An 11302-nucleotide genomic window follows, 5' to 3' on the forward strand; every position below is an offset into this window, starting at 1 on the left:
TCTGATCTGAACTACGTGTTCAGCCTACCGTAACCCGGCAGTTTTTTTCAAGAATGAGCACGGGATGACCAATAATACTGGGCAATCCGGAAGCCGACATAATCGGAATTCCATAACACGGGATAATCTCTCCGTTGATGCAGGTCCCAATAGCTGATGATGCGTCGTTCAATTCGTTGCAGATAACGCTTGTTTGCTGCGGCAAAAGTTCTCAGCTGTTCTTCGGACCAAATCTGTAACATCGGTTCGATGCGTTCGAGAATCTCGCGAACATATTCTCCGGTCAGTTCAATTAAATACAGTAGCACCCAGTCCGTGTTTGCCTGTTCCTGTTCCAGCCGGCGGACATATTTTTCGCGGATATATCCATCATGATGACGGGTGTACATGCAGTACAATATCCACCGTTGGCGATCCGTCAGGGTTTGAATTTTTTCTTCCTTTACTTCATTTAAGTACAGGCGGTACGGGAGAATCAACGGTTCTCCGTAAAACGTGACCTCAATCGTTCCCCAGGTCACTGTTCCAAAGAGCCGGCGCGGTAAAAGGCGTGCCACGACTCGAACATCATCCGTACAAGATTGCGGAAACGCGGCTGCCCAGTTCCATTTTCTGTTCACGTATTGTTTCCTCCTCCATACATCGTTTCTGTCTTTTATCAACTTATCATTTTAACGACAGAATGAGTTACTATATATTTACAGGTTACATTCAAACTATTGATGAGAGGCGGCTTAGCATGGACAACGCTTTAGGAATCATAGCTGTAATTATCATTTTACTTCTCTTTAGTTATTTACTTTTCCGTAAATTCAGTCGTCATGATGCTGTAACGGATTCGGTGCTTCCACCGATTCCTGCAAAAACAGACGTTCCGGAACTTCATGCCGATGAACTACCCTGGGAAATTGAATCATATTCCTTAACTGATATGACATCGTATCGCCATTCCGAATCATTAACTGTCACACAACGTCTAAAAGATCAGGTCGGTAATATTATTAAACTTTCGCCACATGCTAAAAATCTCATCCAAAAAGAACAGAGAGTCATCATCAAATTCAGTGAAGAAGCTCTTGCCAAGCTAGCATCCGGTGAATTACGAATTATGAAGGCCAAGGGATCAGTGGATCAATTTAGAGCACTTACCGTTGATCATCAACATAAAATCAGACATCACGCAAAGTTCGAAATTCAAGATATTAAAAAAATCAACCCCGCTCAACTGGCGAATTTAGCTCTTGGAGTCGCGACCATGGTCACTGCTCAAGAACATTTGGACCGGATTAATCAGCAACTTACATCTTTGAATCGAAAGATCGATATATTAATTCGTCAATCCAAAAATGATAAAGCCGGCATCATCAAAGGCCATATCAAATATCTGCTTTCGATTCTGCCAAGTATCCCTGATGAAGAAGAACGATATTCGGTAAAATTAGAAGATATGGCAGTCATTTCTTATCAAGAGCTAGAATCAATTTTACCGGAGTTGGATTTTTTAATCAGAAGTGCTAACGACATTGAAGAAAAAACAACATTCAAATTGGATAAAACGGTTGATGAGATAAAAGAACTCGCCGCATCATTTGAACAGACTATATTGATTGGATACGGAAATTTAGAAGTCATGTCGATTTGCTTAAAAATCATGAATGATTGGAATCAGGATTCACAAACAAATGCAACGAGGTTATCAGATATCGAAAAATATCATCAGCAAATTACCGAGTACCATCACAAATTCGAAAAAATACTAAACGATAAACATATTAGTCTTGATGCGACCTTCAGAAGAAATAAAACAATTACCAGCAAAAAAGAAGATATCGATAAACAGCTAACCTATCATCAGGAAAAAATACGCTCTAGTAAATCAATCATTACCGATCACATCATTCAACTGAAAGGACAGGATTACGACTCGATTCCCGAACCCGTGGATTTGAGCGTAGATTTTGATGAGACCGGCGATATTCATACGATTCATCGATTAAAATAAGCCTATCTGATGAGAGGCATTCTATTCTCGTGATTAGATAGATTTTAATTTTATGCTAAAAAGACCCTTTGGACGAAAATCGTCCAAAGGGTCTTTGAAAATTATTTTGATTTTTTCACGCGGATGAACTGTTTTTACTCAACTGTTACTGACTTCGCCAAGTTACGTGGCTTGTCGACGTCGCAATCACGGCCAAGTGCCGCGTAGTACGAGATCAACTGAAGCGGTAAGACAGACAAGAGTGGTGACAAGAGCGGCTCGACTGCTGGGATGACGAATGCATCCGTCGGCAATTCGAGACCTTCTGCTGCGATGACACACGCGTTCGCGCCACGTGCGACGACTTCCTTGACGTTACCTCGGTTGTTGAGGTGAACGTGTGGTTGTGTCACGAGGGCGATGACCGGTGTGTTGTCTTCGATCAAAGCGATTGGACCGTGTTTCAATTCGCCGCCGGCGTAACCTTCTGCTTGGATGTACGAAATTTCTTTGAGCTTGAGAGCCCCTTCCATTCCCACATACGCATCTTGACCACGACCGATGAAGAAGGCATTGCGTGATTCAGACAAGTATTCTGAAGCGATTTCCTGGAACCGTTCTTTTTGTGACATGACGGATTCCATTGCGCTTGAGATTTTTCCGAGTTCTTTCATGAGATCGAAGTTCACGTCGACACCTTTTGCTTGAGCGAGGTCAAACGCAAGAACTGCGAGAACAGCGATTTGTGCTGTATACGCTTTTGTTGACGCCACGGCGATTTCAGGACCCGCATGCAACAAGAGTGTTGCGTTCGCTTCACGTGACAGAGTAGATCCTGCAACGTTCGTGATTGTCAGTGCCGGGTGACCAAGTTTTTTCGCTTCGACGAGAACCGCACGGCTGTCCGCTGTTTCACCTGATTGTGAAAGGAAGAGGAAGAGTGGTTTCTCAGTCAAAAGCGGCATGTTGTAGCCGAATTCAGACGAGATGTGAACTTCTGTCGGGATACCCGCGATTTGTTCGATCAATTGTTTTCCGATCAATCCTGCATGGTAGCTTGTTCCGCAACCGATGATGTAGACACGGTCACGTCCGAGGACTAAATCACGGACCGATTGATCGAGTGTGATTTCGCCTGACTCGTTTTGGTATTTTTGAACGATATTACGGATAACAGCCGGCTGCTCATCCATTTCTTTGAGCATGTAGTGCGCGTACGTGCCTTTTTCGATGTCTGATGCATCGATTTCTGCTGTATACGCCTCACGCTCTTTGACGTTTCCGTCTAAGTCCTGGATTGTGACACTGTCACGCGTCAAGATGATCATTTCGCCGTCATGCAACTCAACGAACTGATCCGTGACTTGAAGCATCGCCATTGCGTCAGATGCGACAACGTTAAACGTACCGTCACCGAGACCAACGAGAAGCGGTGATTTGTTTTTAGCGACGTACAAGACGTCCGGGTTTTCAGCATCGATCAACGCGAGTGCGTATGAACCGTGAAGCACACGAAGTGTTTGACGGAATGCTTCGACGACGTCATTTGTTTCAGCAAAGTTCTTTTCAATCATCTGAACGATGACTTCTGTATCTGTGTCGCTGAGTAAATCAACATTGAGTTCTGCTTTTAACTGCTCATCGTTTTCGATGACACCGTTATGCACGAGTGTGAAACGTGATGAAGCACTTTGATGCGGGTGGGCATTCGGTACACTTGGGACACCGTGTGTCGCCCAGCGTGTGTGACCAATTCCAACAAGACCGTCTGCTTCTGCAGGAACGACTTCGCGTAGCGCAGCAATCCGGCCGACTTCTTTATGGACTTGAACGCCGTCGTTGACGAACGCAAGACCAGCCGAATCATAACCGCGGTACTCGAGCTTTTCGAGTCCCTTTAATAAAATTTCCTTTGTGTTAACCTGTCCGATCATACCTACGATACCGCACATAATGTTTTTCTCTCCCATTTACAAGTATTTCCCTGAAGAGGAAACGGCTCTTGCCGAGAGTTGTCATGACGCATCTGTTTGTCCGTCTAATCACTTAAACGATTTCAGATGTGTTTTCGGTACTGACATGGTACCGGGAGGCATCCGCCGAATGATTCGATAAACCTCCACCTCGTCAGCTGCCTATCACATAGTCAGCCCTGGCGCTTTCATTTCTGTCTGACCCCGTTTCTGTCCGACTTTACAATCATACGAACTTTATTTAGAAAAAGCAAGAAAGGTAACGTATTTGTAACTATTCCCGATATTTTTCTAAACGATACCTCTAATACCTAGATTCTGTAAAAAACGTTCGTTTTTTTACTTTGCTTATTGGGTTGTCGATGATTCTGTCACAACAGAAGTGCTGTATCACGTGACCTCTACAGGGAAAGGAAGCTCTGCTTCCGTCAGGAACAGGCAAGACCCGGTTGTCAAAGACAACAGCTAGCTTACGTTCCACCTGAAAAAAGCGCGTGAAAACAGCACTTCGTCACCTTTTTCCTGAAAATCGTCCCAACAAAAAAAGGAACGGATTTTCATCCGCTCCTTCCGTTTACTCAGTTTTCCCGTAACGCATAGTTTTCACGAACGACGTTTGCAATCCGCTCGACATACATGTCGCATGCTTCTTGCGTCGGTGCTTCCGCCATGACACGGACAAGTGGTTCTGTTCCCGATGCCCGAACAAGAATTCGACCGTTGCCGGCCATTTCCGCTTCGACTTCTGCAATGATGGCCTGAACCGCCGGACCGTTCATTGCACCGTTTTTATCCGAGACACGGATATTGACGAGACGTTGCGGGAAAACCGGCATTTCGGCTGCGAGTTCCGACAACTTCTTGCCTGTCGCCTTCATGATTTGTAAGAGCTGGACGCCTGAAAGCATGCCGTCTCCTGTTGTTGAGTAATCCATGAAGATGATGTGACCCGACTGTTCACCGCCGAGTGTATAGTTGTTTTTACGCATTTCTTCAACGACATACCGGTCACCGACTGCTGTCTGTAAAGCCGTCATACCGTGTTCTTCAACCGTCTTGTGGAAACCGAGGTTACTCATGACGGTCGCGACGATCGTGTTGTCTTTTAAGCGGCCGATCTCGTTGAGGTATTTCCCGCAGATGAACATGATTTTATCACCGTCGACGATTTTACCGTTCTCATCGATTGCGATCAAGCGGTCACCATCGCCGTCAAATGACAGACCAACGTCTGCACCTTTTTCAAGGACGAAGTCAGCTAAATGTTCAGGATGTGTCGAGCCGACACCTTCGTTGATGTTCAAACCGTTTGGTGTCGTTCCGATTGTCGAGACTTCCGCTTCGAGATCACCGAACAGGCGTGGTGCGAGGCTTGATGTTGCACCGTGTGCGCCGTCGATGGCGACATGGATGCCAGAGAAGTCTTCATCTGATGTCTGACGTAACATGTGAAGGTACTTTTGTGCGCCTTCATAGTAATCGTGGACAAATCCAAGCTCTTTACCGGACGGACGCGGCAACGTATCTTCCGCTTCGTCAAGCAAGCCCTCGATTTCAAGTTCTGTTGCATCATCGAGCTTAAAGCCGTCTGATCCGAAGAATTTGATTCCGTTGTCTTCGACCGGATTATGTGACGCGGAAATCATGACGCCCGCTGTCGCATCCATCGTTTTCGTCAAGTACGCGACACCCGGTGTCGAGATGACACCAAGACGCATGACTTCTGCACCGATTGACAGGAGTCCGGCAATCAGGGCGTTCTCGAGCATTTGTCCAGAGACACGTGTATCGCGGCCGATCAAGACTTTCGGACGTGTGCTTTCGTGTTTCGTTAAGACATACCCGCCGGTCCGACCGAGACGATATGCCAGTTCAGGTGTCAATTCTACGTTTGCGACGCCGCGGACGCCGTCAGTTCCAAAATACTTACCCATGTTCTATTTCCTCATTTCACAAAGTTGATTTAATTGGCTTGGACCGATGTCCGGGGAACCGCTTTAAGCGTGATATCCATATTATCCGGACGAAGTACGTCAAACGCTTTTGACGTCTGATACGAAATCGGCAAGCCGTGTGTACCTTCTTTTAAGCCGGTCACGTCAATGACGGCTTTAATATCTGTCGCATCAATCGATGCAAGATCCGCTTCACTTCCACGGACGACGAGATCAATCGTCTGTTCGTAATCGATCGTATACTTCGACTCATCAAATCCGTTCAACGTCACCGTGACACCGGAAATTGTTTTCTCGGCCCGGTCCTCGACGGTTTCCGTCGTCGCTTTCGCATTTTCCTTCTCGACGACGATGCTGACCGTAACCGAAGTCGGTTCCATTGCGGTTACGTTGTCCGGTTCAATCAGTTTGACCGTACGATCAACAGTTTTCGTCAATCCTTTTAAGGAGACCGCTTCCGTCGACACGGAGCCGATCCGTGACAGCTCTTCTTTTGTTCCATATAAGCGGGCTTCCGTCGTGACCGGAACAATCTTGACGACTTTATACCCTTTCTTGACTGCATCTTTTGTTTCGACATTAATCGGAACCGTTTTGCTTTCCTTATAGACCGGAACCGTCACTTCCAGCTGTTCCGGATCGTATGTGGCACTGATCGCATTTCCGTTCGCATCCGTTGCTTTGACGTTGAAGGACTCCGTAAACGTCTCCGCACGGCCCGTGACATCGATTGGAACTTGGATTGCTATAATGGCCTGAAGCTTTTCTGCCCCGCCGGTCACGGAGACCGTTTGACGGGTCGGCTGTGCTTCACCGACGACATATCCTTCAGCGATTTTATTTTTGTTCAACAACGCTACTTGAACCGGAACTTCTTTTGTGACCTTTTTATCGAGGAACACTTCAATCGTTTCCTGTGTTGGTGTCACTTCGACATCTTTGCCAAATCCGTTCGCCGTCAAGCGGACACGATGATAACCTGGATCAAGTCCTGTCAAGTCAATCGACAACCCAAAATCTTTGACGAGTCGAAGCATCGTTAAACTGCTCGACGGGCCTTTGACCGTCGTTTCAATCGTTTTTGGAATATTATAGGCGACCCACTGCGTTTCATCATAATTGACTGTCACCGGTACGTCAAACTTCGTTGAGCCTTGACCGGCGATTGGTAACAGACTGGCCGCATCACTTTTACCGGTCGTATTTGATCCTGCGACCATCAGATAGAGCATGATGGCGAGCAAAACAGCCACGATGCGGAGGAACCAGCGTTCATTGAACCATTTTTCGAACATTATTTTTTCGCCCCCATCCAATTCAAGAAGGAAGTATTCGTCGGTTCGACTTTGACGATTGTTTCAAGCAGCTTCGTCCGGAGCGATTCTTCATCGAGTTCCCGGTAAAGCCGTCCGTTGATGGCAAGTGAGACGCCACCCGTTTCTTCCGATACGACCAGTGTGACACTGTCCGTCACTTCACTGACACCGATGGCTGCCCGGTGACGTGTCCCGAGATCCTTTGAGATATGTGCACTCTCGGATAACGGTAAGTAACAAGCCGCCGCTGCCAGTTTCCCTTGTTGGACGATGACGGCGCCGTCATGAAGCGGTGTATTCGGAATAAAGAGATTGATCAATAACTGACTCGTAATTTGTGATCCAAGCGGAATGCCCGTCTCGACATATTCACTGAGCCCCGTCTCCCGCTCAATCGTCACAAGTGCCCCGATCCGGCGTTTCGACATGTATTGAGCCGATGTGACGAGCGCATCGACGATTCGGACTTGTTCATCCTCATCACTGATGGCACTCCGTGAAAAGAATTTACTCGTTCGACCGAGGTGTTCGAGTCCCCGGCGTAACTCTGGCTGGAAGATGATGATAATCCCTAACAAGCCATACGTAATAATTTGATTCAACAGAAATTGTAAGGTCTTCAGTCCGAAGAATCCGCTTAAGAACCAGCTGATCAAAATGACGGAAATCCCTTTGATCAATTGGACGGCTTTTGTACCTTTGACAATGATCATCAGACGGTAAATGACGAATGTCACGACCGCGATATCAATCACATCATTAATATAATCGTACCAATGTACGTTTTCTCCCAGTTTCAACAATTGAAATTGAAGTGGTTGCCAGTTGAAGTAATTCACCAACCGTGCCCCCTATCTCATCTGATTTAAACAGCTTTCATTATAGCACAAAGGGACGAGTTAGACTCGTCCCACTTGACTCATTCAAAGATTCGTTTAATTCCGTACCAGACCCGCTCAAAGAGTTGATCGATTTGTTTGATTTCTCCTGTGACGTTGCCGGCACTGGCGGTATATGCTTTGCCGTCGACGGTCATCACGTCTCCGTTGACCTTGCCTTCGATCCGGACATTGCCGCCTTCGACATAGAGGTCCTGGTTGACGGTGACGCCTTCCGGTACGACAACTTCGCCGTTCTCTGCGACGATTCCCGGTACATTCGTATACGATAAATCATGTTCTTCCTGTGTCAGGTAGCCGCCGAGACTACCGACCGACAACAACATGAAAATCGAGGCTGCCGCAAGCAACGGATACTGCTTCATCTTCCCGCCGAAACGGGATGTCTTCCTGAGCGGAGTCACATTCGGTTGGTCCACCTGTTCGGGCAGTTGTGCCAGCACGCGGGATGTAAAATCCGCCGAAAGCTTGGGTGCTGAAAGCGCGCGTAACTCTGCATCGAGGAGCCGATACTCTTCGAACTCGTCCATCGCATTCGCTTCCCGTAACTCCGCTTCAAGTCGTTTGAAGTCTTCTGGAGGTTGGTTTTGATCTAAATAATCCTGTATCCGTTCATACACTTTTTCTCGTGTCATGGTGAGTGCCTCCTTCTCATCTCATCGTTTGCCGAAATGCTTTTTCAGCGCTTCGCGTCCCCGATGAATTCTCGTTTTAACTGTAGCGACGGGTAAATCGATCATCTCACTGATTTCCTTGAGCGAAAGATCTTCAATATATTTCAAGACAAGCGGAATCCGGTATTTTTCCGGCAGGCCGGCGATGGCTTCCCCTACATCTTGTCGTTGTTCCGAATCAATGACTTGATCTTCCGGCAACTGATCCTTACTTTCAAGCTGGGAATACAACGTGAGTCCTTCAGTTCCCGACATCTCGGCATCAAGGGAATAATCCGGACGTTTTTTGCGGAGCCGGTCAATCGAAACATTCGTCACGATCCGATACAACCATGTCCGGAACTTCCACTGGGCATTATACGATTCAATTTTCGTGAAGACGCGGATAAACGCTTCTTGCGTGGCATCCTCTGCTTCCATTCGATCCCGTAAAACACGGAAGGCGACTAAAAAGGCACCTTCTTTATATAGATCAACAAGTGCCGCGAATGCATCGCGGTCTCCCTGCTTCACCCGCTCAATCAAGCGTAGTGTCGTTTCTTCCACTTTGAATACCCCCCGCTCTATGCGGTCAATCTCTTATACGGAGTCGACCAACAAATGTTTCATCTCAATTTGAATTGTAACAAAAAAAACTTGAACCCTGACGAAAAGAGTTCAAGTTCTATCCATTATTTTACTAAACGATGGGTCTGCATATACTGGAGCAAGTTTCCAATCAACTCATTTGCAAGAATCGCTGTTCCGTTTCCTTCTTCGAGTAATGGATTCACTTCTACGAATTCAGCGGCGATAAACTCATCCTGCTCGGCACAATGACGTAAGACGGTCTTTGCATCATCAAGCATAATTCCGTCCGCAACACGTGTCCCGGTTCCTTCGACCAGGCTCGGATCCAGTCCATCCATATCAAAACTGAGATAAAACGCATCTGTCGTCTCTTTGAGATAGGCAACAGCCTCCTCCATGATGGCATCCATCCCGCGTGTCCGAATCGCTTCCATATCATAAACGCGGATCCCGAGACGATCAATCAGTTCCTGTTCTCCTGCATCGACATCACGTAAACCGATGAAGACGAGGTGTTCGGGTTGCAGTTTAACCCCGTCCCCTCCGATTTCCGTCAGACGCTGGTGTCCTTCGCCTAAGGCAACGGCCAGCGGCATTCCGTGAATGTTCCCCGATGGAGAAGTCTCCGGTGTATTTAAATCGCCGTGTGCATCAAACCAGATGACTCCGAGACGTGGTACGACTTGCCGCATACCGGCAATCGTTCCGATCGCCATGCTGTGATCGCCTCCGACGAGTAACGGAAAACGTTGCTCTGTCAGCGCCTCACGTACAAGTAAGTGTAAATCGTTTGTCGTGTGGACAACACCTTCGAGCCGTTTTAATTGCGGATCTTCTTCACGAACAGCATCTTCAGACAAAACAGCCGCTTCCCCGTAGCGAACTGCTTCCTGTCCGTTTGCTGCCAGTGTTTCGAGTAATCCTGCCTGTTCAACGGCAGCCGGTCCTTGCTCTGTCCCCGGTTTTCCTTGACCATAACTATACGGTACGCTGATATATGCAATGTTCATCGACCTGTTCCCCTTTACTCAGTAAGTTACCTTAATTGTAAGCGGTAACAAGAAGGTGGTTCAACTCGACACGATGACGCATGATTATACAGAATTTGACGACAAAAAAGCACTGTGAGAGTTACTCACAGTGCTTTCGCGTACGTACATGAATTCCAGGCATTTCAAGTATAAAAAAACTTAAGACGAACGAAACTCGCTTAAGATCTTTAAGCAAAATTTGGTGGAGCCTAGCGGGATCGAACCGCTGACCTCCTGCGTGCAAGGCAGGCGCTCTCCCAGCTGAGCTAAGGCCCCAAAAACATAAAAAGCGGAAGACGGGATTCGAACCCGCGACCCCGACCTTGGCAAGGTCGTATTCTACCACTGAACTACTTCCGCAAAATATGAGCCATGCAGGATTCGAACCTGCGACCCTCTGATTAAAAGTCAGATGCTCTACCAACTGAGCTAATGGCTCGACATGGTGGGGGGGGGCGGATTCGAACCGCCGAACCCGAGGGAGCGGATTTACAGTCCGCCGCGTTTAGCCACTTCGCTACCCCCCCAGTTTGTCTAGGAACTATACAATTGAAAAAAACAGTGCCGGCAACAGGAGTCGAACCCGCGACCTACTGATTACAAGTCAGTTGCTCTACCAGCTGAGCTACACCGGCAAAAAATAAAAATGGTGACCCGTACGGGAATCGAACCCGTGATACCGCCGTGAAAGGGCGGTGTCTTAACCGCTTGACCAACGGGCCATTGGCTCCGCAAGTAGGATTTGAACCTACGACCTACCGGTTAACAGCCGGTTGCTCTACCACTGAGCTATTGCGGAATAAATAAAAATAAATTGCCTGGCAACGTCCTATCCTCACAGGGGGAAGCCCCCAACTACTTTCGGCGTTCAAGTGCTTAACTTCCGTGTTCGGCATGGGAACG

The 11302-nt window shown here is 47.4% G+C and carries 9 protein-coding genes, 7 tRNA genes and 1 rRNA gene; 1 reads left to right on the plus strand and 16 read right to left on the minus strand.

The features are described 5' to 3' along the window. Positions 1 to 47: 47 nt before the first annotated feature. Positions 48 to 620: a hypothetical protein gene (locus tag KNQ07_RS11310; protein ID WP_214766732.1), complete on the minus strand. Its 573-nt coding sequence runs from the start codon at positions 618 to 620 to the stop codon at positions 48 to 50. A gap of 119 nt (positions 621 to 739) precedes the next feature. Between KNQ07_RS11310 and KNQ07_RS11315 the strand changes: the two genes are divergently transcribed. Next, positions 740 to 2002, plus strand: a complete 1263-nt coding sequence (locus tag KNQ07_RS11315; protein WP_214766734.1) for a hypothetical protein — start codon at positions 740 to 742, stop codon at positions 2000 to 2002. A gap of 134 nt (positions 2003 to 2136) precedes the next feature. On the opposite strand, the gene glmS is transcribed toward KNQ07_RS11315, so the two are convergent. The 15 genes from glmS to rrf all read right to left on the minus strand — a co-directional run. Then, the gene (glmS, locus tag KNQ07_RS11320; protein WP_012369053.1) at positions 2137 to 3933 is read right to left on the minus strand and encodes a glutamine--fructose-6-phosphate transaminase (isomerizing); all 1797 of its coding nucleotides are present in this window, start codon (positions 3931 to 3933) and stop codon (positions 2137 to 2139) included. A 599-nt stretch (positions 3934 to 4532) separates the two neighbouring features. Beyond that, the gene (gene glmM, locus KNQ07_RS11325) at positions 4533 to 5888 is read right to left on the minus strand and encodes a phosphoglucosamine mutase (protein ID WP_214766736.1); all 1356 of its coding nucleotides are present in this window, start codon (positions 5886 to 5888) and stop codon (positions 4533 to 4535) included. Between the two features lie 29 nt (positions 5889 to 5917). Further along, entirely contained in the window at positions 5918 to 7204 is a 1287-nt protein-coding gene (locus KNQ07_RS11330) for a CdaR family protein (protein ID WP_214766738.1), read from the minus strand. Then, positions 7204 to 8064, minus strand: a complete 861-nt coding sequence (cdaA, locus tag KNQ07_RS11335; protein WP_014969179.1) for a diadenylate cyclase CdaA — start codon at positions 8062 to 8064, stop codon at positions 7204 to 7206. Before cdaA ends, KNQ07_RS11330 begins: the two co-directional genes overlap by 1 nt. Before the next feature lie 80 nt (positions 8065 to 8144). Continuing rightward, positions 8145 to 8759 (minus strand): anti-sigma factor, encoded by a 615-nt coding sequence (locus KNQ07_RS11340; RefSeq protein WP_114597232.1) that lies wholly within the window; start codon positions 8757 to 8759, stop codon positions 8145 to 8147. A 21-nt stretch (positions 8760 to 8780) separates the two neighbouring features. Beyond that, positions 8781 to 9344: an RNA polymerase sigma factor SigW gene (sigW, locus tag KNQ07_RS11345; protein ID WP_214766740.1), complete on the minus strand. Its 564-nt coding sequence runs from the start codon at positions 9342 to 9344 to the stop codon at positions 8781 to 8783. A 125-nt stretch (positions 9345 to 9469) separates the two neighbouring features. Beyond that, positions 9470 to 10378: an arginase gene (gene rocF / locus KNQ07_RS11350; RefSeq protein WP_214766742.1), complete on the minus strand. Its 909-nt coding sequence runs from the start codon at positions 10376 to 10378 to the stop codon at positions 9470 to 9472. A 221-nt stretch (positions 10379 to 10599) separates the two neighbouring features. Further along, positions 10600 to 10675, minus strand: a tRNA-Ala gene (locus tag KNQ07_RS11355). A gap of 12 nt (positions 10676 to 10687) precedes the next feature. Continuing rightward, positions 10688 to 10759: transfer RNA gene (locus KNQ07_RS11360), tRNA-Gly, on the minus strand. A 6-nt stretch (positions 10760 to 10765) separates the two neighbouring features. Then, positions 10766 to 10838: transfer RNA gene (locus KNQ07_RS11365), tRNA-Lys, on the minus strand. Positions 10839 to 10842: 4 nt separating this feature from the next. Next, positions 10843 to 10926, minus strand: a tRNA-Tyr gene (locus KNQ07_RS11370). Between the two features lie 35 nt (positions 10927 to 10961). Beyond that, positions 10962 to 11034, minus strand: a tRNA-Thr gene (locus tag KNQ07_RS11375). Positions 11035 to 11046: 12 nt separating this feature from the next. Next, positions 11047 to 11121: transfer RNA gene (locus tag KNQ07_RS11380), tRNA-Glu, on the minus strand. Positions 11122 to 11123: 2 nt separating this feature from the next. Beyond that, a tRNA-Asn gene (locus tag KNQ07_RS11385) sits at positions 11124 to 11198 on the minus strand. Between the two features lie 17 nt (positions 11199 to 11215). Beyond that, positions 11216 to 11302: ribosomal RNA gene (gene rrf / locus KNQ07_RS11390) — 5S ribosomal RNA — on the minus strand; the annotation flags it as partial.

This window comes from Exiguobacterium sp. s145 (assembly GCF_018618835.1).
GTDB classification, from domain to species: domain Bacteria; phylum Bacillota; class Bacilli; order Exiguobacteriales; family Exiguobacteriaceae; genus Exiguobacterium_A; species Exiguobacterium_A artemiae.